Below are 22,459 nucleotides of genomic sequence, written 5' to 3'. Positions count from 1 at the left end.
TAGGGCTGTAGGCCGCCGGTACCGCATCGAGCCCCGAACGGAGCCACCAACCATGCCGCTCGCCAGAGATGTCGGCGTCGTGAACGCGGCATCAGAGGTCCACGCACCGGGAAGCGGCTCGGTGCGCGCGGTCCTGGTCGACGCCCCAGCCGCCGAGCCGCGTCTGGGCTCGACCGTGCTGCCGCGCCGAACGGCCGGCACGACGCTGATCGCGGTGGCCGCGGCGCCGCTGAATCCGCTGGACCTGCTCATCGCTTCCGGGTCGTTCCATTCAGTCCGTCACGAAGCCCCGTACGTTCCCGGCAGCGAGTGCGTGGGTGTCGTGCTCGAGTCCGACGCGCACGCGCCCGGCTCTTGGGTGTACGCCGAATGCCACGCCGCACCGGCCACGCCGGGGGCGTTCGCCGATCGGGTGCTCGTCGCCGACGCGGACGTACTGCCGCTCCCGCACAGCATCGACCCGGTGCTGGCTGCAGCGGTCGGCAATGCAGGCACTGCGGCATACATGCCGCTGATGGAGATCGCCGGCCTGCGGCGCGGCGAAACGGTACTGGTGCTGGGCGCCACCGGCGCCGTGGGCCAGCTCGCGGTGCAGATCGCCCGCCGGGCGGGCGCGGAGCGGGTGATCGGCGTCGGCCGGGACCACACCGCGCTGCAACGCGTGCTCGTTCTCGGCGCCGACGCCGTCGTCGCGCTGCATCCCGACGAGAGCCGGGACGACCTGGCCGCCCGGCTGCGCGGCGCGGCGGGACCGGTGGACGTCGTCCTGGACGGGATCTACGGGGTGCCCCTGGAGGCCGCCCTGCAGGTCTGCGCTCCCCGGGCGCGGGTGGTCAACATCGGCGACCTGGCCGGTCCGACGGCTCAGGTTCCGGCCGGGTCGATGCGGGGCAAGCAGCTGGTCATGTCCGGTTTTGCCGGCCTGCACGTGTCCTTGCGGGACAAACAGCCGGCGTTGACCTGGCTGTGGTCAGCGATCTCTCGAGGGGAGCTGCACCTGGCGACCCGCGTCTTCCCCCTCGACGAGGCGCCGGCCGCGTGGCGGACACAGTCGGACTCGCCCCACGCCAAGTGTGTCGTCGTCCCCGACGTGCGGCTCAGCACCGGGGACCGTGCATGACCACACGACCCGCTTCCGAGGTCGACTGTCTCGTCGTGGGCGGTGGCCCCGTCGGCCTGCTCACCGCGATCCTGCTGGGGCAGGCGGGAATGCAGGTCGCGCTCGTCGAACGCTGGCCGCAGCGGTATCCACTCCCGCGCGCCTGCACGATCGACCACGAAGCACTGCGCATCCTGCAGTCCGCCGGGATCATGGCCGACCACGCCGATCTCTTCGCACCGTCACGGGGTGCCCGCGGCGGTTACCAGTTCCGCAACGGCGACGGCGAACTGCTGCGGTCGATCGACTGGAACCGTCCGGCCGAATCCGGGTGGGCCAACACCAACGGCTTTCACCAACCCGACCTCGAGGCGGTGCTCGAAGAGATCGCCGAAGCCACGGCGGGCGTGACCGTGCACCGTGGCTGGGCGTTCTCCTCCTTCGCCCAGGACACCGGTGCGGTGTCGGCGCAGCTCATCTCCACCACAGAGCCCACGACAACGGCCACGGTGTGCAGCCGATGGCTCGTCGGCGCCGACGGCGCGAACAGCCCGGTACGCACCCAACTCGCGGTGGGCGTCGGCGACTCCGGTTTCGAGGCCGACTGGCTGGTCATCGACTACCGGCCTCTGCACGAGGAGACGTGGGACGCCTTCGTCGTCCAGTACTGCGATCCGCACCAGCCGGCCACCGCGGTCAACAGTGGACCGGGGCGCCGCCGCTTCGAGTTCATGCGCCGCGACGACATGCCGGTCGACGAGCTGGCGCAGGAGGCGACGGCCTGGCGGCTCATGGCCTCTTGGGGAGTCACCCCCGACAACGCCGAGCTGGAGCGGCATGCTGTCTACACCTTCCGGGGCCGGTGGGCGCAGACCTGGCGAGTGGGCCACGCCTTCCTGGCCGGCGACGCCGCGCACCTCATGCCGCCGTTCCTCGGACAGGGCCTGTGCGCCGGACTCCGCGACGCCCGCGCGCTGGCTTGGCGCCTGGGCATGGTGCACGCCGGCCTCGCAGACGCGGGTGTGCTGGAGACCTACGGCCCGGAACGGGCCGGCCACGTCCGGGAGATCATCGACGAAGCGGTCGCTGCCGGACGCGTCATCTGCGAGCTCGACCCCGCGCGAGCCGCAGCCCGTGACACCGAGCTGAAGCGGCAAGCAGGCACCGCCGTGGAACCGCCGCACCCTCGGTTGGGCACACCCTCGATCACCGTCCCCAGCAGGGGTATCGAGGGGCGGCTGGCACCCCAGGGGCGGGTCGCGGTCGCCGGTCGAACCGGCCTGTTCGACGACGTCGTCGGCGGCGGCTGGCAGCTCGTGAGCCGCGCGGGCGATCCAGGAGACCTCCTCGACGAGGACGTCGCGTCGTGGTTCCGCAAGATCGGCGGCAGCGTCACCGACCTCTCCTCTGCCAGCCCGGTGCGCGACATCGACGGGGCCTACGAAAGCTGGTTCTCCCGGCACGGCTGCACCGCATTCCTTGCCCGCCCGGACTTCTACGTCTTCGGGGCCGGCGGCCACACCGACATCCCGCGCCTCGTCTCGGAGCTGCGCCGCGCGCTGCAGCCCCACCCCAATGAAGGGAAGCACCTGCGATGACCATGCGCGTCACCCGGCTCACCGAGGCCGAACGCTTCGATCCACCCGGCCACACCGGTGTCGGGCCGGTGCGCCTGCAAGGCGGCGCGTCGACTCCGACGAAGGACGTGACCGTCGTGCTGTCGCACTACTTGCCCGACGGACGGGCGGAGATGAGCGAGCAGCCGGCCGAGACCGTGTACGTCCTCGTCAGCGGCGAACTGGTGATGGTCAGCGAGGGTGAGGAAGCGACCCTCCACCCGTACGACTCCGTCCACTTCACCGCCGGCACCCGCCGCGAGGTGGTCAACCGCAGCAAGCTGCCGGCCAGCATGCTCGTCATCCGGCCGGCCGTCTGATGGCCGATCTCGCACCGCACACCGAGCTCCCGCTCGAACACCACCCCCGTGCCGGCGGCTCCTTCGACGCCACCGTGGTCACCTTCGCCGCGATGGGCCTGTTCGACAGCCTCACCGGCGACCAGCGGTCCCGGGTCCTGCTGCCGCATACCGACCCCGGGCGCACACACTGGAACTTCCTGCCTGAGTCCGGCCGGCACGGCCTCGCGCTCGGCGACCTGGACCGCCACCAGGAGGTGCTGGCGCACCGGCTCATCGCCGAGTCGATGTCGCTGCCCGCCTACGCACGCGTCGTACAGGTGATGAGCAACGAACATGTGCTGCGCGAGCTGAACCTCCCGGTCTTCGGCCACGTCGCCGCCACGTTCCGCGACGCCCGCGGCTACTTCCTGACCTTCTTCGGCCAGCCGCAGCCCGACACCACCTGGGGCTTCCGGCTGGTCGGGCACCACCTGTCGATCAACGTCACCGTCGTCGACGGCGACCTGGCGAACGCCACGCCGTTCCTGCTGGGCGCCGAGCCGGCGCGCATCGGCCCGTTCCGCATCCTCGGCGAGGAAGAGGACGCCGCTTTCCTCCTGCTCGACGGCCTCACCGACGGCCAGCGGGCGCAAGCGGTCATCCACGACAAGCCCCCGGCGGACTTCGTCACCCGCACCGTGCCGCGCATCGGTGACGTCGAGTACCCGGCCTACCACGGCGTCGGCCGCCGCGACGCGATGATCACCGACGACGACCGCAGGGCACTCGCCTACTTCCGCGCCCACCCCCGCGGGATCCGCGTCGGCGACCTCTCCGCCGCCCAGCGAACCTGCTTCGACGACCTGCTGGCGACGTTCGTGCACCGCGCCCGTCCCGGCTTGGTCGACGTCGAGATGGACCGCATCGCGGCCGCCGGCGGCGTCAGCGAGCTGCACTTCGCGTGGGCCGGGGGCACCACCATCGACCTGCCGCACTACTTCCGTATCCAGGGCGGCGCCACCCTGATCGAGTTCGACAACGCCGAGGACAACGCCAACCACGTGCACAGCGTCTGGCGCGACCCTTCCAACGACTTCGCCGCCGACCTCCTCATGCAGCACCACCTCGACACCCGGCACGGCGCTCAGCGCGAGCAGGCACACCGATGAGGATCGTGGGTATCCGCCGGGACGGCGGACCGGTCGAGGTTGCGTCGTTGTCCGACGACGGCGCGAAGGCCACAGTAGTGGCCGGGCTGGACGAGTTCTGGGCCGACGCCACCGGCCTGCTGTCGCGGGTCCCGGACGGACCGACCGTCGCGGTCGCCGACGCGCAGCTGGTTCCGCCGGTGCTGCCCGGTGCGCGGGTGATCTGTATCGGGCTGAACTACCTCAAGCACGTTGCCGAGGGCAGCTTCCGCGATCTGGATCTGCCGCTCTACCCGTCGCTGTTCGCCCGCTGGACGGCATCGCTGACCGTCGGGGGCACCCCGATCCCCGTTCCCGCCAACGAGGAGGGCATCGACTGGGAGGGCGAGGTCATGGCTTACGTGGGGTCGACGCTCGTCGACGCCACACCCGAGCAGGCGCTGGCCGGCGTCGTCGGCTACTCGACGTTCAACGACGTGACGTCGCGGCGGGCCCAGAAGCTCACCAGCCAGTGGATTCTCGGCAAGAACGGCGACAGCTCCGGACCGCTCGGCCCGATGGTCCCGTCCGTCGAGGTCGGCGACCTGCGCGACGGCCTCCGTGTCCGGACACGGGTCAACGGCGAGCTGGTCCAGGACGGTTCCACCGCCGAGATGGTCTACCTGGTCGGCGACACCCTCTCGCTGATCTCGCACACGTTCACGCTCCGGCCCGGGGACCTGCTGGCGACGGGAACGCCGGCCGGCGTCGGCTACGCCCGCACACCGCCGTGGCTGCTGCACCCGGGTGACGAGGTCGAGGTCGAGGTCGAGCGGCTGGGCACCCTGCGCAACCCGGTGGTGGCCAACGACCACCGCCTCATCCCAACCGTCCGGAGTGGACAGTGAACCGGCCGGCCGGACCGCTGTCCGGCGTCCTTGTCGTTGACCTCAGCCGCGCCCTGGCCGGACCGCACGCGACGATGATGCTCGGCGACATGGGTGCCCGGGTCATCAAGGTGGAGGCACCGGGCGTCGGTGACGAGTCGCGTCAGTGGGGCCCGCCGTTCGTGGGGTCGCCGGACGACCCGGTCTCCACCTATTTCCTGTCGGCGAACCGCAACAAGCAGTCGATCCAGCTCGACCTCAAGTCCGCCACCGGGCGGCGTGATCTCGAGCGGCTCGTCGAGCGGGCGGACGTCCTCGTCGAGAACTTCCGGCCGGGCGCGTTGAAGCGCCTCGGCTTCGGCATCGACCGCCTCAACGAGCTCAACCCCCGCCTGGTCCTGCTGTCCATCAGCGGGTTCGGCCACGACGGCCCCGAGGGCGGGCGGGCCGGCTACGACCAGATCGCCCAGGGGGAGGCGGGGCTCATGTCCCTGACCGGGCCGGGCCCAGACGATCCCACGAAGGTCGGTGTGCCCATCGGCGACCTGCTCGCCGGGATGTACGGCGCCTTCGGGGTCGTGTCGGCGTTGGCCGAGCGGGCGGACACCGGCCGGGGCGCCGTCGTGCGGACGTCGCTGCTGGCGGCGATCGTCGGAGCCCACGCGTTCCAGGGCACCCGCTGGACCGTGGCCGGTGAAGTGGCGCGCGCACTGGGCAACCAGCACCCCACCATCGTCCCCTATGGAGCGTTCGTGACGCAGGACGGGACCATCCAGATCGCGGTCGGCAACGACCACCAGTGGCGCGCTGTCGCGCTGACCACCGGACTCGACCCCACGGACCCGCGTTTCGCCACCGCCCGCGACCGGGTCCTGCACCGCGACGAGCTGACCGCCGCCCTGGAAAAACAGCTGGGAGAGAGTACTTCCGCGGAATGGCTCCGCCGGTTCGCCGAGGCTGGTGTCCCGTCGGGAAAGGTACGCACCCTGGACGAGGTCTACACCTGGGATCAGACCCTCAGCCAAGGTCTGGTCATCGATGTCGACCACCCGGTCCTCGGCACGATCCAGCTGCCGGGACCGCCATTGCGGATGGCGAGCCTCGATGGCACCGAGGTTCCGCGAACCCACACGGCTCCGCCGGCGCTGGGCCAGCACGACGAGGAGATCCGCGCGTGGCTGGACGCCGGGTGAAACCGTCAGCCGATCGGCGCGGCACCGGCGAGTACCTGCTGGATCGCGGGGCCGACGGTCGCGACGATCTGTTCGGTGTCGGCGGCGGCGATCACGGGCACCCCGATGATCCGCCTGCTGGTGACGATGCCGACCAGCATCGCCGCCGCCAGGCCGGCGCGCAGCATCGTGTCGCCACCGCCGCCGGAGCCGTGCCTCAATCGGGATTGGAGGAAGTCGCGCAGCTGCACACGCGCGTTCTCGTTGCCGATCGCGCCGCGCAGCATGGCCATCAGGGGCTCCGACTCCTCGGGGCTGCCCTCCCACGCACTCAGGTAGGCACGCACCACGCGTTCGCCGAGGTGCTCGTCGGGCCCCTCGAAAGCGGTGTCGAACCGTTCCAGCGCCGACGCCGGGACGGCCATGACGGCGGCGAACAGGTCGTCCTTCGAGCGGAAGAACTGCATCACCTGGGAGGCGTCCACCCCGGCGTCAGCGGCGATGCGGCGGATCGTGGTCCCGGCGAAGCCGTCTCGGGCGAACCGCGCTCTCGCCGCGTCGAGCACGGCCTGCCGGGTACTGCCGGGTCCGGGCTTGCGGCCGCGACGGACCCCCGCCGTCGCCTCCTCCTGCGCGGTCATACGAACGAGTGTAGTGGCAAGACATTTTCTCCACGCTCGTTGAGTTTTCCGCGAGTCGGCCGTACGGTCGCTTCAGGAAGGAATGCGGCACCAGGACGTGCCCGAGCGAAAGGAGCCCGTCGTGAGCAATGACCAGAAGGTTTTCGTGCCGTCCCAGTCGCTGCCGCCCGCCCGGACCGGAGTGCTGACACCGTTCGAGCCGGGCAACCGGACCCTCGAGGCCGGCTTCCGCCTCGCCCCGCCGTTCCGCCCGCTGCCGGTCGACGTCGTCTTCGAAAAGGACGTCGCGGTGCAGCTGCGCGACGGCGTGACGATCCACGTCGACGTGTTCCGCCCGGTCGGCACGGAACCCGTGCCGGTGATCGTGGCGTGGAGCCCGTACGGCAAAGGGCAGGGATCATCGGCGAGCGTCATGGGTGTCTTCGGCATGGTCGGCCTCACCAACGGGATCGTGTCCGGGCTGGAGAAGTTCGAAGGCCCGGACCCCGCGTACTGGTGCGCCCGGGGCTACGCGATCTGCAACCCCGACATCCGGGGCGTCGTCGACTCCGAGGGCGACAGCGTCCTGTGGGACCGCCAGGAAGGCCGGGACTGCTTCGACCTCATCGAGTGGCTGGCGCAGCAACAATGGTGCACCGGCAAGGTCGGGATGAGCGGAACGTCCTACCTCGCGGTGGCGCAGTGGTTCACCGCCGCCGAGCAGCCGCCGCACCTGGCAGCGATCAACCCGTGGGAAGGCGTCAGCGACGTCTACCGCGACCTGGTGATGCGCGGCGGGATGCCCGACACCGGGTTCACCCGGCAGCTTCAGGAGGGCAGCTTCTTCGGCAAGAACCGCAAGGAGGACGTCCTCGCCGAAGCCGCACTCCACCCGCTCGCGGACGGCCTCTGGGATCGCAAGATCCCCGACTTCGACCGGATCACCGTGCCCGCCTACGTCGTGGCCAGCTACTCCAACACCCTCCACACCGCCGGCACCTTCCGGGCCTGGCGGCGGATGGCCAGCCCCGAGAAGTGGCTGCGCATCCACAACACCCAGGAATGGCCCGACTACTACGACGAGGCCAACGTCGAGGACCTGCGCCGCTTCTTCGACCGCTACCTCAAGGACCTCGACAACGGCTGGGAGCACACACCCCGGGTTCGCTACTCCGTCCTCGACCTGCAGGGCGGCGACCAGGTCAACATCCCCGCGGACACGTTCCCCCCGGCCGAAGTCACCTCGGCCAAGTACTACCTCGACGGCCGCACCCGCACGATGACGACCACCGTCCCCACCGGTGAGGCCACCGTGTCCTACCCAGTCGCCGCCAACCCGGACGCGGTGTCCTTCCTCGCGCGATTCGACGAGGACACGGTGCTCGTCGGCTACCCGAAGGCGCACCTGTGGGTCGAGGCCCGCGACGCCGACGACATGGACCTGTTCGTCCTCGTGCAGAAGCTCGACGCCCACGGCACACCCCTGCAGGCCTTCACCGTCCCCAACCGCACCGCGGTGGTCCACGACCTCACCGACCACGGCGCGTCGATCCTGCGCTACAAGGGCTCGGACGGACGGCTGCGCGTCTCGGCCCGGCACTTGGACGAGAAGCTGTCCACCGAAGAGGTGCCGGCCCACAGCTTCGACCGGGTCGAGCTCCTCGCCCCCGGCGAGATCGTCGACGTCGAGATCGACCTGCTCCCGATCGGACTGTCCTTCCGCGCCGGCGAGCAACTGCGCTTCGTCGTCAGCTCCCGCAACCTCCTGGGCACCCTGATGCCCGCCATCCAGGAGTACGCCGGCGCCAACAGCGGAGAGCACGTCATCCACACCGGCGGTGAACACGCCTCCTACCTCCAGCTCCCCGTCCAGACCCGCTGACCGACGAAGGGACCACCATGAGCAGCGACACAGCGGCCATCGGCAGCAGGAGTGCCGCGGCAGCGTGGGTCCGCTTGGACGGCGAGCAGGACGACAGCATGATCGAGCGGTTCGAGGTCCGCGCCGCACAGCGTGCCCTCGCGCTGCTCAAGGCCAAGCTCGGCCGCGAGCGCCTCCTCGACCTCCTCGCCGACGAGATCGCAGCAGGCGAGACCTACCTGCGCGACCACGTCGCGCGCTCGGCCGGAGAAGAGACGACCGGCACGACGACATTGCACGGCCACGGCATCACCGCTGGCCAGTTCACGGACTGGCTTTCACAGGCCTTCGGTCGGGAGGACGTCCTGCTCGCCGGGCACCCAGAGCACTACTCCATCCACGCCGGCGGCGGCCGGGTCAACATCGTCGAGACCCTCGGCGACCACGTCTGCTCGTTCTACATGCGCGAATGGGACGAGGCGACGACCCCGTCAGAGCCGGCCGGCCCTGACGCGACGTACGGCCGCCGCTCACGCATAGTGCTCCAGGACGGCACCATCGTCGGCGGCATCACCAACACGTGCACCGACGTCGAGGGCGGGTTCACCGCCAGCCTCTCAGTGACCCTCCCGGCCTCGTGCGGCCCGACGGCGGTCGAGCACCACCTGGAGCACTTCGCGGTGGAGTTCCACAACTGGATCCTCCGAGCCGCATCGGAATCGTCGTCACGCTCCGAGGGCTGAGCATCGGCCAGGCTCGCCAGTCGCCTTCGTTGACCAGATTGCGCCTCAGGGCCCCTTCGTGGTGCAGGTGACTGTTGTCCAGGCGTCGAGCCCGGCACACACACGGAGTTGCTCATCGAGCCGCCTGATCATGCGATCGGCCGCTCCCGCGGCGGCTGGAGCACGAGAGTGCACCAGCTCGTCGACGGAAACAGCCGACCGCTGATCGCTCTGGTCGGCCCTGGGCAAGCCGGGGACGCGCTGATGTTCCCACACCTGATGCGGCACCTGCGGATACGCCGCGCTGGACGCGGTCGGGCACGTACTCGCCCCGACCGCACCCGGGGCGACAAGGCCTATTCTTCCCGCGCGATCCGTGGGCAGCTGCGCGCCAGTGGCATCGTCGCAGTGATCCTCGAACGCGCCGACCGGCCGGACACCGCAAACGCCGGGGTTCACGCGGTGGCCGGCCACCAACGTTCGACTCCGTGGACTACCGCGGCCGCAACGTCGTCGAGCGCCGGTTCAACGAACTCGGACAATGGCGATGGCCTGGCCACCCGACACGACAAGCTCGCCAGCGTCTACCGATCCGCGGTCGTCCTCCACACAGTGGTCGAACGGCAGCTTCACCACGGCCAACGCCGGCATCGGCTATTTCGCACCGTTCGCCGCGACTGTTCTGAGTCAAGGTCCTGGCAGGATCTGGCCGCTCACAGCGCTCGGAAATGCCGAATTGAGAACAACACGCGGCTCGGGCCAGGACGCCCGAGCCTCACTCGGGCGACTTGTGCGCTTCAGCGGCGGCAACGATCCAGTTCCGGAACTCCACGGAGAAGTGCCGAAGGTGCTGTTCGACTACCTCCTTGCAGGTCTGCGGCACGTACACCGTGAGCGCGGTGTCAAACCCGGTGGTGGTGTCGCCGAACTGGCAGAGCACTCGTCCGATCACCGTGCCGTCACCGAGCACCAGATCGGCAGCCATCTTGAGCGGGAACTTCGATTCAGGCAGGACCGCGTCGGATTCGGCGGCCCAGGCCGGCGCCTCGGCGCCCCAGCCGGCCATATAGAAGGAGCTCAGGTGGCTCCCGATCGTCTCGACGACGTTGACACCGCTACCCGGCTGCTCCGAGAACGCCCAGTGCTCAGGGTGAGCTGCGATCAACACATCCTCATCCGCGAAGGCCTTGCTCAGCCAGGTGACGAAGTCCTTCGAGCTGAGACCGTCGGCCGACAGGACGATGGTGCCGCCCGCAAACGCCCCGTCGGAGGCCTGTGCGCACTCACGCAGGAAGGCATTGCCCTTGTCGATGTCCTTGGCCAAGAGGTCGAGCAGCCCCTGATGTCCCAGGCGCGACTTGAGGATTCGCAAGGCGCGGCGCGCGTAGAACAGCTCGAAATCATCGATGCTTTCGCCTGCCATGCCTGACGTCAGCGTCACCAACTGACGGTGTGGACTCATTTTTGTTCCTCGCTCTTCTGGCTGGATGCCCTCGAACGGTTGTGTTCGGGGCGGAAGGTCTCAGGTGCTGTGCTCGACTCGGTCGCCTTGACGGGCAGCTGCAGGTAGGAGGCATGCGGTCCGCCGGTGTGTACGACGTGCCGTCCGTGGTTGTCGGGAACGATGGTCCCCATGTTCGGCATCGCTCCGCCGAGGATGTTGTGGCCGGTGACGACCAGGCGCAGTTGCTCGCCTGGGTGAAAGACCAAACCGACCGGGAACATGTCGATCTCGACGGGGACGACCTGCCCGGGTTCGAGCTTTTCGACGCGATCGAAGCTGTGCACGGGGATCTCGTCGGTCGACGTCGATTCGTCGAGGTGTCGCATGGAGACCCGCAGTCGGCCATTGGAGCCCTTGTACTTCAGGATCGCGGCTCCGTGGTCGGTCAGCGCCTGCATGTCCGGTCCGTGATTCGGAACGTTGAACTGCTCGAGCTGTTCACCCGAGGCATCGAGCTTCTGGAGGAAGACGAACAGATCCATGTCGTCCCAGCCGTCGGCTTCGACCCACAGCCGCACCTTGGGATACCCCACGATCTCGGTTTCGTCCGAGAACCGGATGATGAACGCCACGTGCCCCTTCGGGAGGTCCGCTGCGTAGCTCGTCGCAATCGGCTGCGCGGGTGCGTGCTCGGTGAGCGTGCCGGACACCCCGTCGAGGTAGTACCTGACGTAGGTGACTTCTTCGGGTGGGAACTGGGTCGCGGGAACGTCGAGTTGGTCGTGCCCCTCGAGGTCGAGCACGGCGTAGCGCACCGGCGCGGTGCCGGCCCAGCCGTTGTCCTCGCCCTTCAGGTAGTAATCGAAGAAGCGGCGCAACTCCTGGGTGTTCGCTTCGTCGTAGTAGTACGGCCATTCCATCGTGTTGTGGACGCGCAGCCACTTCTCGGTCGAGGCGGCCTGCCGCCAAGCGCGGAACGTGCCGGGCGTGTGGATCGTGTTCGAGTAGCTGGCGACGATGTAGGCGGGGACGGTGATGGTTCCGAGGCGAGCGGACTTGGAACGCCACAGATCGTTCAGCAGCGGATAGCGCTTGGCCTCCGCGACGAGGTCTTCCCGCCGGCGCTTGCCGACCCAGTGCGTCGCCCACGAGGTCGGGAAGGCGTAGTCGGGCATCCCGCCCCGCATGACGAGGTCGCGGTAGATGTCGCTCATGCCCTCGCAGGGTGCGATGGCGGTGAGGTGCGGCGGCTGCTCGGCCGCGGTGAACCACTGCGAGATCGAGAGGTGCGACGTGCCACTCATCCCGATCTTGCCTGTGCACCATTCCTGTCCGGCCAGCCACTCGATCAGATCATGGCAGTCGCGACCGTCCTGTTCCCCGGTCATGACGCTGTCGCCTTCCGATTCGAAGACACCGCGCGCGTCGGGATTGCAGACCGCGTACCCGTTGGCGCACCAGAAAGCCGGATCGGGGCCCTCGAACTTCGCCAAACCAGACATGCCGCTGACGTCCATGCCCAGTGACGTCAGCAGATCGAAGGTCTTGGGAGCGGCGCCCTCGCTCTTGCCGTACGGGCTCCAGGCCACGATGGCGGGCACCGGCGCCGACCCGGTCGGCCGGAACACATCGGCATAGATCGTTACGCCATCGCGCAACGTGACGGCGACGTCCTTCTCGAAGACGAGATCGACCGGCAACGGCCGGCACCACGGCAATGTCCGAAACCCCGCGCGCAGCACCCTGGAACTGGGCTCGAACTTGCTGAAGACGCCCTCCTCGTTAGCTTCGACGTAGGGGAACGCCGGCAGCATGACCGCCGATCCGCTGCTCATACCGACTCCTCATGACTCGAATCAGCCGTGCGACGCAGGCCCTCCAGCCACCCAATTCCTTGCGGTCGCTACTGATGGGCGTCGGGCGGCAATGCGAACTCTAATTCGCATTTGATCGTCCGCCGTCCGCCGGTGACTGTCAAGTGGAGCGCGCCTCGCTCACGCGGATCTACCCGATCGAGGCAGAGGTAACCTCCCGAGCTATGCTGCAGCGATGCGACCTTTCACAGAACACCGGGGGGCCTCCGCTTCAGATTATGCGAGTTATAGTTCGCTAAAGTGTGCTCGTCAGCAGTCCTGCTCGCTTGCACGCCCGACCACTCCGAGCGCATGAGCGACTCTGCTGATCGCCCGGCACGTGATCGTCGTGGTCCACGTCCTCCTCAGCAGGCCCGCAGCCGCGCGCTCCTGGCGAAGGTCCTGACCGCGGCCGAGGAGCTCTTCGCCGAGGGAACCGAAGACGAGGTCACCATGGCTGCCGTCGCCGAGCGGGCCGCCGTGTCGATCGGCGGCGTGTACCGCAGGTTCGACAGCAAGGAACAGCTCCTGGACGCCGTGCGAACGCGGATCCTGGATCGACTCGACACCGACCTGGCCACCGCTCTGCAAGCCGACGCGCCCAACCTGGCCGTCATCATCGACGTCTACGTCGAAGCGGTGGTCCGGAACGTCGGCACGGCAGCGAACGTCTTCCGTCAGTACGTCGCCCAGACCCGCACCGAGTTGCAACCTCACGACCCGGTGGTCAACACGCTCGCCACGACTCAGCGACTGCTCCTGGACGCGGCCGCCCGCCACCTGGACGAGGTGCAGCGACCAGATCCGATCACCGCCCTGTCCGTCGTCGCCCGACTCATCCTCGGCGCGTGCGTCCAGCGCGTCCTGGCCCTGCGCCATTCACCTGACGGCCTGACGTGGAGCCAATGGAGCGGTGAGATCGCCGACATGGCAATTCTCTACCTGACTCACCCCCGACCCTCACGACACTGAGCAACCCGAACTGGTCGCCCGGAGCGGTAACCAAAGGCGCGGAAACGGTGCTGACCCGATAACTCGCCGACCGGGGCATCCGCGTCAACACCATCCAAGGCGGCCCCACCGACGGAGATTTCGGCGGCGACATCTGCGTAACGGCGCCGCTTCTCACTTCACTTCGACACGCAGCCGACACGACGCCCGCTCGTGGCCATGGCTACTGTCGAGCCTGGGAGTATCGCTACTTGGGCGGCGGCTCGTGTGGTCGTTCTTCATGGGCGAGGACACCGACTATGTAGCCGCTCCTGGCGGGAGTGGTCTTCTTGACGTCGACACCGGCCGAATCGGGCCGGAACAGGACACCTGCGGCGGCTTTGCCACCTGCTGTGTCGAACCGCCACTGCGGGTCTCCTAGCAGGGGATCGAGACGGCGACGGGAAAACTCGTCTTACCGCATCCGTTGGATGCCTCCACGCGGCCCTTCACCGGAAACCGCGCCGAAGGTGCCGGCACGATCGGCACCGGGTGGGTCGTCAGGCGCGCGACGTCGAACGTCTGGACAGCGATCAGGTGTCTGCTGTCGATCGCCCCCGGCTGCTCACACGCGGCACTTCCAGCGGCTCAGCCATCTTGCCGCTGCTGGACGAGGTCATGGAGGCGCAGCTCCTTGAGGGCGTTGTCGATGGTGCCCTTGCGCTCGATCCGTCCGCACTTCAGCAACGCCGTCGGCACCGGATCACCCTCCGTCCACGAGCCATGGGCGGCCAGCCGTCCTTCCGCATGAGGGATCGCGACCGAGAACAGCAGGACCATGGTCAGACCGCCCGCACCTCCGGCGGGAGCACCCGACCCCGAGTTCGGCGATCTGTCCCCGGATGTCGTCGGCGTACCCCGTGAGGTATCCGGACCCCACCTTGATCAACACCCGGCAGGCTGCGGCCACCTGCTCGACGACATGTCGCAGGGTCGTGTCCAAGAGCGCGCGGAACTCTTGCGCGGGAGCCGGGAGTTTCGCGGCCTCGCGCCGCAGCGATCGCCACGAGCACATCGCTGCGGCGCGAGGCAGGCAGTGAAGCGAGCAAGTCGTCATTCACGGCTTTCGTCGGCACGGTGCTGCCGCCGACGAAGCCCCAACGACAGGAGATTCATTGGCATCCCCGTGCCGTCTAACACAGGGCGAGTCGCGGCCCCGTATCTCCCGCGACCGTTTGGAGTCCCTCCGGCTGATCCTTCCGGCCACCGGTGACCGTGCGGCCGGCCGCACGGTCACCGGTGGCCAAGATCGTCTGCGGTCAGCAGGCGTCGGGCGCCGGGATCTCGAACGCATTGAGGAGCGCGGACGTCGCCAAGTAAATCCCGATGAGGTGCACCATGTCGATGACGCCCCGCTGTCCGAACACCTCCAGTGTCCGCCCGTATGTTTCGTCGGTGACCGTGCGCGCACGCACCAGTTCGTCGGTGAAGCGATGCGCTGCGAGTTCGGCCGCCGAGAAGTCGTCGTTCGGCGCATGGTTGAGCACGCCGCCGATCACCGGCTCGGCCGTGCCGACATGCCGAGCAACTGCCGTGTGGGCGTAGAGTTCGTAGGCTGCCTGCCAGGCCACTCCGACCGTCAGAATCACGACCTCGCGCACGGTGGCCGGCAGCGATGATCCGACTTGGTCGGCCTTGACCCACTCGTTGAAACCCCTGGCTGGTTGCGGCCGGTGGACCAAGACGTTCCACGGCCCGATCAGATACCCGTCATCGGTGGTCGGCGTGAAACCCGCCTGCTCTGCCCAGGGCACCGCGAACAGGTGCAACTGCTCGGCAACCGCTCGCTGGTCCCGGTCCAGCGTGCCCGCTTCTGCGAGCGGTAACCGCCCGCCCCAGCGCCGGCCGTCGGTCGGTGGATGCACTGTCATTGGTGTCTCCCTAACATGCACGATCGTTTCATCGCTGATGATGGCGGCCGGTATTTCACTGTGAGCTGGTAACTCGATCACGGATGTCGAACGCGAATGCTGTCGAGTAGCCGACCTGACCGCCGATCATCGTCACTCGTGCGCTGGTTCCCGCAGCAGTCGACCGGGCCTGGGTTTCAGTCCGTAGTTCGACCTACTCCACCTCGTCACCTGGACGTCGGCATACGCACGGCGTCAGAGCACGGAGATCAGCGCGTCGGCCACGATCTCTGGCCGGGTCAGCAGTGTCATGTGATTGCCCGGCACGACCACCGGATCGACGCCGAGCCGTGCCGCGAACTCGGCTCCGGGCCGGGCCAGGGCGAAGTCGTCAGCGCACAGCACATACGCTGCGTCGAGCCCTATCTTCGTGACCGGGGGAAGATCCACGCTGTCGAGCATGTATCCGCCTGGCTGCGGCACCAGCATCCGGCTGACGAGTTCCTGGAGTGGAGCGGGGTCTCCTGCCATCAGGCCGCCCTGGACGGCGTCGAGACCGATCGAAATGGTCGAATCGGGGCTGGCCGCGACGGCCTGCCGGATGATCTCGCCGTATTGCCCGTTCTCGTCAGCCATCGACTTGCCCTGCTCGGGGACGACCGCATTGTGGTAGATCACCTTCGTTACGCGGCCGGCCAGGCGGTGGGCAGCCGCGGTGGCGGGGTAACCGCCCCAGCTGTGGCAAGCGAGGACGACATCGGTGAGATCGCGCTGCTCGACTTCGCTGACCAGGTAGTCGATGGCGTCAGCAAGCCTGAGCCCGGCGGGAGACCCGTCATAAGACAACCCGGGGAAAGTAGGAGTGATGACCTGGTAGCCGCGGTCGGCGAGTAACCGGGCTACCGGCTGCCAACTCCAGCCTCCTAGCCATGCTCCAGGAACCAGAACGAATGTCTGTGCAGGCTTGTCGTCCGTCACGTTAGCTCTCATTTCTCCCAATGGGATCCTCGGGAAGTCGCGGCTGAGTCCCTCGCCCCAGTCATCCAGATGGCATCTTGTGTCCACAACGGACACCAATATGACTACGTACTCCGGGCACAGCTTCGGGAGTCCTGGGGCTGGTCGGGTCGATCAGTCTGGTGTTGTGATCCAGTTGAGGCTGAGTTGCCAAGCCGCAGCGCGTGTGACCGGGTCGTAGGAGATGTTGGGGGTACGCGTTTCCTGGTCGCGCATGTAGTAGCGGCCGGACGCGGTGGCGAGGCTGAGGTCGGTGGCCAGGCGTAGCGCTGCCGAGGCGCCCTGCTCGGGGGTCAGCAGCCGCCGGTGGATCAGCGAGCGGAACGGTGCGAGCCCGGTGGGCAGGATGTCGTCGACGATGCCGGTGCTGACGATTCCCGGGTGCACGGCGTTCACGGTCACGCCTTCGTCCCGCCACCGGTCGGCGAATTCGTAGCCGCAGATGGTGGCCAGCAGTTTGGCCCTGGCGTAGGCGGCGAACGGGGTAAACCCCTTGGCCGGATTGAGTTCGCGCACGTCGGCAACGCCGCCGAGGTCGAGCGGAACCGGACGCGGCCGGCCGAACGGCGGCAGGCGGACGTTGGACATCGCCGCCGAGACGACGTTGACCACACGGGCCGGGGGGTCTGCCCGGATGCGGTCACGCAGGAGGTGGGTAAGGCCGAACCCGGCGAGGTGGTTGACCGCCAGATGCGCTTCGACGCCGTCGACGGTCAGCCATCGGTGCCGGTAATGCGCACCGGCATTGTTGATGAGCATGTGCAGAGCGTCGTGCCGGGCCGAGAACCCGGCGGCGACCCGGAACAGGTCGGCGCGGGAGGAGAGATCTGCGGTCAGCACCTCTACCCGGTCGGCACCCACCTCGGCCGCGATTCGGCGGCGCAGATCGTCTCCGCGCTGGTGGTCCCTGCTGGTGATGACGACGTGAGCGCCGGCCCGGGCCAATTCGGTCGTGATGACCCGGCCCATCCCTCCGGTACCTCCGGTGACGAGCGCGATCCGGCCACGCAGGTCGATGTGGACATCGGCGGCGCTCATGCGGCGATGCGCGGTGCTTGGTGACAACGCACACCGCGCTCCTCGACGGCCTTGGCCGGGAACGCGAGCACGTGGCGGTAGCCCTGCCCCTTGGCGCCACCCGTGACGACAACGTTCTTTCCTGCAGGACCCCGCAGCTCGGACATGGTGAACCTCTGCGTCCTTCCTTGTTTTTCGTGGCGTGTATCAGTTTGACGGATTTGGCGCCGACCGCGCGGGACCTGATTGCGAGCGAGGTCAGTACTGGGGCGTCAGGCGGATGATCGGCAGTTCGCGGTCCGTTTTCTCCTGGTACTGCGCGAACCGGGATGATGCTGCGGTGATCTGCTTCCACGCCGCCTCGCGCTCAGGACCGTGCAACTGCTGGGGCACGACGGTGACCGCGCGGCCATCGACCTCCGCGCGGACCTTGTCCGGATGCGCGCCGATGTTGTAGTACCAGCCCGGATTGCCCGCCGCGCCATTCGCGGACGCCACGATCAGCCAGCTTCCATCCTCATCGGGGAAGTAGCCGACCGGCGTGGTGCGCTCGGCACCGGTCTTGGCGCCGGTGGTCGTCAGCACCAGCGCACTGAAACCCATGACACGGCCACCCCTAAGACGCAGCCATCGCTCGGCCAGTTTGTTGAACGCGCGAACGAACCGTCCCGCGGGAACCTTGCCGCCGCGCGTGCCCGCGCGGGTATCGAAGCTCATTGGATCTCCTTGAAACTATGGGTGGGTCAGCTGCGGATGGTGGTGGTTTCGCGGGTGAACTGACGGCGGCCGATCAGCTTGTAGGCCAAACGAGCTGGGGCCGGGATGACCTGCAGGAACCGCTGCCGTTCCGTGTCATCGGTTTCCTCGGTGATGTGGCCGAGGATGACCAGCCGCCGGGTGAGCGGAATCGCGCTCATGCCGTGCTTGCCCAGCGCGTCCCATTCGCTTTGCGTCAACGTGGCCGAGACGATCGGGAGCAGTTTCTCCTCCTCCTCGGCCAGGTGCTCGATCAGTGTCGGCATCGTGGCGTCGACGAGAGCCGCCATCCGCTCGCCAGTGGGGGCGTCCGCGGTGGCTGTCCAGGCCGGCAGGTCCTTGCCGAGGGCCGCGACGGCGTCGTCGACCTGCGCGTGCTGCGCGTCCATCCGGTCCATCAGTTCCGGGTCGAGCGTGGTTCGCTTGCGCAGCAAGGGGAAAAGCAGCTCGTCCTCGCCGGTGTGGTGCGTGTGGAGGAAGTCCAGCATCTCCCGGGCGTGCGCGCCGACGACCTTGGATCGCGCACGGTTGCTGGCCGCGGCGCGGAACAGCCGGGGGAGCTGACCGAACTCGCGCCGGATGACGCGGTGCATCAGCACCATCTCGTGGGTGTCGACGCCCGGTCCGGAGGTGTTCACCGTGACTCCCCGGCAGCCACGGCGTTCCGGACGGCTTCGTGCGCGGTGGTCGCCGGTCGGCCGATGAGCTTCACCAGGTCTTCGCTGGCGGTGAACAGTTCGCCGCGAGCGAGGCCGGCGTCGGCGTCGGCCACCGCGGCGGCCATTTCCGGCGGCAGCCCGGCGCCGGTCAACGTCGCGGTGTAGTCGGCGACCGGCATGTCCTGGTAGGCGATGGGGGTGCCGAGGACCTCGCTGATCGTGGCGGCGAGTTCGGTCAGGGTGAACGGGGTGCCGCCGAGCTCGTAGGTCGCGCCGAGGTGCCCGTCCTGCGTCAGCACCGCGACCGCGGCCGCGGCCAGGTCGTCCCGGCCGGCCGCGCTGACCCGGCCGTCGTGCGCGCTGCCGAGCAATGCGTGGTACTGGGCGATCATCGGCAGCTGGTCGGTGTAGTTCTCCAGGTACCACCCGTTGCGCAGGATGACAAACGCCGAACCGCTGTCCCGCAGGTACTCCTCGGTGCGGCGGTGTTCGGCGGCGAGCGTCATCCGCGCGGTCGAGGCGTTGACGATGCTGGTGTAGACGATCCGGGACACCCCGGCCCGGGCCGCCGCGTCGATGGCGTTGCGGGCGTTGTCGAATCGTTCCCCGACCGTCGTGGTCGAGACCAGCAGCATCGTGTCCGCGCCGGCGAATGCGTCGTCGAGGGTTCGCGGATCGGCGAAGTCCGCGCGCCGCACCACGACCCCGCGCTCGGCGAGGCCGGCGAGTTTGCCGGCGTCCCGGCCGGTGGCCACGATCTGCGCGGGCGGTGTTCCGGCGGCCAGCAGCCGGTCGACGACGAGCCGGCCGAGGTGGCCTGAAGCTCCGGTGATGACAATGGACATGGTGTTTCCCTTTCTTGGGGGCGCCGCTCTGGTGCGGTGGCAGCGCGGGGCTGCGGACGGCGTGGTGGCGAACCGGACTCGTCTGGACCGTGGCTACCACTCGGCCATTGCCTGACGTTCGTCAGAATCATTGATAAAGCTAGTCAGTCATTCTGACGATGTCAAGGCGGAGTCGAATCCTGCCGGAGCCTCGCTTTCCCAGTGGTCCGGGGTGGCGGGGACTGGGAGTCGGGGGGTGGCTGGGGCCGGGTTTCAGAGCGCGTAGGGGTCGGTGATCTCGCGGAGCTGCGCCAGGATCTGGTGCAGCAACGCGAAGTTGCGGGTGCCCAGGTAGGCCTGCCACTCCGCGAGGATCTCGTCCCGTGTCGCCATGGCCACCTCGACCGCCCGCCGGCCGCGTTGCTCGATCACGATCAACCGGGCGCGCCCGTCCGTGGGGTCGGGAACCCGGCGGACATAGCCGAGCCGCTCCAGCTGGTCAACCAGCACACCGGCACTCTGCTTGCTCATCTGCGCCTGGTCAGCGAGGTCCGTGAGGCGTGAACCGTCCGGGTGGATGCGCTGGAACACCCGGCACTGGGCGAGGGTCCAGTCGTCGAACCCGGCCTCCTGCAGGGTCCGGAAAATCCGGTCCTCGGAGTACCGGTACGGGATGAACAACGCCACCCCTAGATCAACCCGCTGCTCGTCATCCATGCCGCCCAGTTCCATCCGGTTTCATCGCCCCCTGATCCCACGAGGCTCGCACCCTATGTCAACGTCGCCGGGCCGGATCGCCGCGGACGAGGTCTTGACGGTGCGTGCATGGCGGCGCCCGCGCGCCGCCTGTCTCTCGGCGAGGTGGTCGCTGTCACTGTTGTCATTGGTTCCAATGTACGGCTACTGTAGTAAGCATATCTGACTAGATTGGATGATGGCTCCGGCGGGGGACAGGCGGCGGGGGACCGTGCGCATCCAGCGTCAAATCCAGAGTCATATCCAGCGAAAGACAACGAGAGAACGTGGGTAGAGCGATGACATCGACATCAAGCCTGGCGGGCAAGCGGGTCCTGGTCACCGGAGGCAGCAGCGGGATCGGTGCCGCGATTGTGCGGCGGCTCGCCGCTCAGGGAGCCACGGTCGCGGTCAACTACCGCTCCGATCGGGACGCGGCCGACGCGCTCGTCGGCGAACTGCGTGGCAACGGGAGTACCGCATCGGCTTTCCAGGCTGACGTCAGTGACGCGGCGCGGGCCCACGAGCTGGTCGGCTCGGTGGTGTCCGAGTTCGGCGGCCTGGACCTGCTGGTCAGCAACGCCGGGGTCGAGCACTTCGGCGCGTTGGAAACCATCACCGAGGCCGACTTCGAGCACCTCTTCCGGACCAATGTGGCCGGACAGCTGTTCGTCACCCAGGCGGCGGTGGCCGCGATGACCGACGGCGGCCGGATCGTGCTCAGCTCCTCGGTCAGCACGCGCCTGGCGGTGCGCCACCACGCCCTGTACGCGGCGAGCAAGGCCGCCATCCCGGCCATGGTGCGCAATCTGTCTCCCGAACTGGCCGAGCGGAACATCGCCATCAACGCGATCGCCCCCGGCGCCACCGCCACCCGCATGGCCGGCTACGCCCCCCACTACGTCCACCCCGCGCTCACCGACGTCCCGTTCCCCGCCCTCCTCCGCTCGATGAGCGCACTCGGCCGGCTCGGCCAACCTGAGGAAATCGCCGCCACGGTCGCGTTTCTGCTCTCCGACGACGCGTCCTACATCACCGGCACCACCATCGAAGCCGACGGCGGCTGGAACTGACACGCCGTTTCATCGAACGTGGTCCTCACCAGCACACCCACCGCCACCAGCATCGACAAGGAGAAGCAATGGCAGAAAAAGACCTCGCGGACCGTACGGCGCTCGTGACCGGTTCGACCAGCGGGATCGGCGAGGCCACGGCGAAGCAGCTCGCCGGGCACGGGGCGCACGTGATCGTGGCCGGTCGTCGCCAAGAGCTCGGAGACGGTGTCGTCGCCGCGATCCGCGCAGCCGGCGGCAAGGCCGATTACGTGCGCGCCGAACTCGGCGACGCGGCGTCGGCACGCGAGCTGGCCCGACGAGCACTGGCGATTTCCGGAGGCCAAGTCGACATCCTGGTCAACAACGCGGGGACGGCGGTGTTCGGCCCGACGGCGGAGACATTGGAGGAGGGCTGGGACACGACGTTCAACACGAACCTCAAGGGTCACTTCTTCCTCGTCGGGGAGCTGGCGCCGAAGATGGCCGCGCGCGGCAAGGGCGTGATCGTCAACACCTCGACGATGGTCGGCCAGTTCGCCGCCCCGGGCATGGCGGTCTACGGCGCGACCAAAGCCGCACTGAACCTGCTCACCAAATCCTGGGCCGCGGAGTTCGGCCCGGCCGGTGTCCGGGTCAACGCGGTCAGCCCGGGAACCACCCGCACCCAGAAGGTCGTCGGCATCATGGGCGACGGGCTCGACGAGCTCGGAAAGCAGGCGCCGCTGGGCTATGTCGCCGACGCCGACGAGATCGCCAACGCCATCGTGTTCCTGACCACGGACAAGGCCAGCTACATCACCGGCGCGATCCTCAACGTCGACGGCGGCCGCACCGCGGTCTGACCTGACCAACCTCCGCACGGCGGGTGCACCAC

At 68.4% G+C, this 22,459-nt stretch carries 24 protein-coding genes; 12 read left to right on the top strand and 12 right to left on the bottom strand.

The annotated features are described in order from the left end of the window. Positions 1-79 precede the first annotated feature (79 nt). From OG371_RS00115 to OG371_RS00090, 6 genes are read left to right on the top strand one after another with little or no spacing between them, the layout of a single operon-like run. A complete protein-coding gene (locus OG371_RS00115) occupies positions 80-1,120 on the top strand; it encodes a quinone oxidoreductase family protein (RefSeq protein WP_329064220.1) in 1,041 nt (346 codons plus the stop codon). Continuing rightward, positions 1,117-2,697: a bifunctional 3-(3-hydroxy-phenyl)propionate/3-hydroxycinnamic acid hydroxylase MhpA gene (gene mhpA / locus OG371_RS00110; protein ID WP_329064218.1), complete on the top strand. Its 1,581-nt coding sequence runs from the start codon at positions 1,117-1,119 to the stop codon at positions 2,695-2,697. Before OG371_RS00115 ends, mhpA begins: the two co-directional genes overlap by 4 nt. After that, positions 2,694-3,035: a cupin domain-containing protein gene (locus OG371_RS00105; protein WP_329064216.1), complete on the top strand. Its 342-nt coding sequence runs from the start codon at positions 2,694-2,696 to the stop codon at positions 3,033-3,035. Before mhpA ends, OG371_RS00105 begins: the two co-directional genes overlap by 4 nt. Continuing rightward, on the top strand, positions 3,035-4,165 hold the full coding sequence (locus OG371_RS00100) for a DUF3500 domain-containing protein (protein ID WP_329064213.1): 1,131 nt from the start codon (positions 3,035-3,037) through the stop codon (positions 4,163-4,165). Before OG371_RS00105 ends, OG371_RS00100 begins: the two co-directional genes overlap by 1 nt. Further along, positions 4,162-5,031, top strand: coding sequence for a fumarylacetoacetate hydrolase family protein (locus tag OG371_RS00095; protein WP_329064211.1), 870 nt, complete (start codon positions 4,162-4,164; stop codon positions 5,029-5,031). The genes OG371_RS00100 and OG371_RS00095 overlap by 4 nt, the downstream gene beginning before the upstream one ends. Next, positions 5,028-6,203 (top strand): CaiB/BaiF CoA transferase family protein, encoded by a 1,176-nt coding sequence (locus OG371_RS00090; RefSeq protein WP_329064209.1) that lies wholly within the window; start codon positions 5,028-5,030, stop codon positions 6,201-6,203. The genes OG371_RS00095 and OG371_RS00090 overlap by 4 nt, the downstream gene beginning before the upstream one ends. Before the next feature lie 5 nt (positions 6,204-6,208). On the opposite strand, the gene OG371_RS00085 is transcribed toward OG371_RS00090, so the two are convergent. Then, positions 6,209-6,823, bottom strand: coding sequence for a TetR/AcrR family transcriptional regulator (locus tag OG371_RS00085; protein WP_329064207.1), 615 nt, complete (start codon positions 6,821-6,823; stop codon positions 6,209-6,211). Positions 6,824-6,944: 121 nt separating this feature from the next. On the opposite strand from OG371_RS00085, the gene OG371_RS00080 reads away from it, so the two are divergent. From OG371_RS00080 to OG371_RS47285, 3 genes are all read left to right on the top strand, one after another. Further along, a complete protein-coding gene (locus OG371_RS00080; RefSeq protein WP_329064205.1) occupies positions 6,945-8,684 on the top strand; it encodes a CocE/NonD family hydrolase in 1,740 nt (579 codons plus the stop codon). A gap of 17 nt (positions 8,685-8,701) precedes the next feature. Continuing rightward, positions 8,702-9,406, top strand: coding sequence for a hypothetical protein (locus OG371_RS00075; RefSeq protein ID WP_329064203.1), 705 nt, complete (start codon positions 8,702-8,704; stop codon positions 9,404-9,406). 168 nt (positions 9,407-9,574) lie between these two features. Continuing rightward, a complete protein-coding gene (locus OG371_RS47285; RefSeq protein WP_442876218.1) occupies positions 9,575-10,279 on the top strand; it encodes a hypothetical protein in 705 nt (234 codons plus the stop codon). On the opposite strand, the gene OG371_RS00070 is transcribed toward OG371_RS47285, so the two are convergent. Further along, positions 10,161-10,826, bottom strand: coding sequence for a hypothetical protein (locus OG371_RS00070; RefSeq protein ID WP_329064202.1), 666 nt, complete (start codon positions 10,824-10,826; stop codon positions 10,161-10,163). The two genes, OG371_RS47285 and OG371_RS00070, sit on opposite strands and share 119 nt — an antisense overlap. Before the next feature lie 17 nt (positions 10,827-10,843). Next, positions 10,844-12,664: a CocE/NonD family hydrolase gene (locus tag OG371_RS00065; protein ID WP_329064200.1), complete on the bottom strand. Its 1,821-nt coding sequence runs from the start codon at positions 12,662-12,664 to the stop codon at positions 10,844-10,846. A gap of 330 nt (positions 12,665-12,994) precedes the next feature. On the opposite strand from OG371_RS00065, the gene OG371_RS00060 reads away from it, so the two are divergent. Continuing rightward, positions 12,995-13,654 carry a TetR/AcrR family transcriptional regulator gene (locus OG371_RS00060; protein ID WP_329064198.1) on the top strand — a complete coding sequence of 220 codons (660 nt, stop codon included), beginning with the start codon at positions 12,995-12,997 and terminating at the stop codon, positions 13,652-13,654. A gap of 606 nt (positions 13,655-14,260) precedes the next feature. Here OG371_RS00060 and OG371_RS00055 read toward each other — a convergent pair. From OG371_RS00055 to OG371_RS00015, 9 genes are all read right to left on the bottom strand, one after another. Next, positions 14,261-14,452, bottom strand: coding sequence for a hypothetical protein (locus OG371_RS00055; protein WP_329064196.1), 192 nt, complete (start codon positions 14,450-14,452; stop codon positions 14,261-14,263). A 479-nt stretch (positions 14,453-14,931) separates the two neighbouring features. After that, complete coding sequence (locus OG371_RS00050) at positions 14,932-15,543, bottom strand: carboxymuconolactone decarboxylase family protein (RefSeq protein WP_329064194.1); 612 nt, start codon at positions 15,541-15,543, stop codon at positions 14,932-14,934. Between the two features lie 234 nt (positions 15,544-15,777). Further along, the gene (locus tag OG371_RS00045; RefSeq protein ID WP_329064192.1) at positions 15,778-16,500 is read right to left on the bottom strand and encodes an alpha/beta fold hydrolase; all 723 of its coding nucleotides are present in this window, start codon (positions 16,498-16,500) and stop codon (positions 15,778-15,780) included. A gap of 153 nt (positions 16,501-16,653) precedes the next feature. Further along, a complete protein-coding gene (locus OG371_RS00040; protein ID WP_329064191.1) occupies positions 16,654-17,577 on the bottom strand; it encodes an SDR family NAD(P)-dependent oxidoreductase in 924 nt (307 codons plus the stop codon). Next, positions 17,574-17,723: a hypothetical protein gene (locus OG371_RS00035; RefSeq protein ID WP_329064189.1), complete on the bottom strand. Its 150-nt coding sequence runs from the start codon at positions 17,721-17,723 to the stop codon at positions 17,574-17,576. The genes OG371_RS00040 and OG371_RS00035 overlap by 4 nt, the downstream gene beginning before the upstream one ends. Positions 17,724-17,814: 91 nt before the next feature. Then, positions 17,815-18,273 (bottom strand): nitroreductase/quinone reductase family protein, encoded by a 459-nt coding sequence (locus tag OG371_RS00030; RefSeq protein ID WP_329064188.1) that lies wholly within the window; start codon positions 18,271-18,273, stop codon positions 17,815-17,817. A 26-nt stretch (positions 18,274-18,299) separates the two neighbouring features. Then, positions 18,300-18,950: a hemerythrin domain-containing protein gene (locus OG371_RS00025; protein ID WP_329064186.1), complete on the bottom strand. Its 651-nt coding sequence runs from the start codon at positions 18,948-18,950 to the stop codon at positions 18,300-18,302. Continuing rightward, entirely contained in the window at positions 18,947-19,816 is an 870-nt protein-coding gene (locus OG371_RS00020) for an SDR family oxidoreductase (protein ID WP_329064184.1), read from the bottom strand. The genes OG371_RS00025 and OG371_RS00020 overlap by 4 nt, the downstream gene beginning before the upstream one ends. 252 nt (positions 19,817-20,068) lie before the next feature. Beyond that, positions 20,069-20,512 carry a MarR family winged helix-turn-helix transcriptional regulator gene (locus OG371_RS00015; RefSeq protein ID WP_329064183.1) on the bottom strand — a complete coding sequence of 148 codons (444 nt, stop codon included), beginning with the start codon at positions 20,510-20,512 and terminating at the stop codon, positions 20,069-20,071. A gap of 317 nt (positions 20,513-20,829) precedes the next feature. On the opposite strand from OG371_RS00015, the gene OG371_RS00010 reads away from it, so the two are divergent. Both OG371_RS00010 and OG371_RS00005 read left to right on the top strand, forming a co-directional pair. Then, a complete protein-coding gene (locus OG371_RS00010) occupies positions 20,830-21,603 on the top strand; it encodes an SDR family NAD(P)-dependent oxidoreductase (protein WP_329064182.1) in 774 nt (257 codons plus the stop codon). Between the two features lie 68 nt (positions 21,604-21,671). After that, positions 21,672-22,427 (top strand): SDR family NAD(P)-dependent oxidoreductase, encoded by a 756-nt coding sequence (locus OG371_RS00005; RefSeq protein WP_329064180.1) that lies wholly within the window; start codon positions 21,672-21,674, stop codon positions 22,425-22,427. The last annotated feature ends 32 nt before the right edge of the window (positions 22,428-22,459 follow it).

This window comes from Amycolatopsis sp. NBC_01480, from assembly GCF_036227205.1.
Lineage (GTDB): Bacteria > Actinomycetota > Actinomycetes > Mycobacteriales > Pseudonocardiaceae > Amycolatopsis.
Note: the sequence above shows the minus strand (reverse complement) of the source record. Positions and strands in the feature narration are given on the sequence as shown.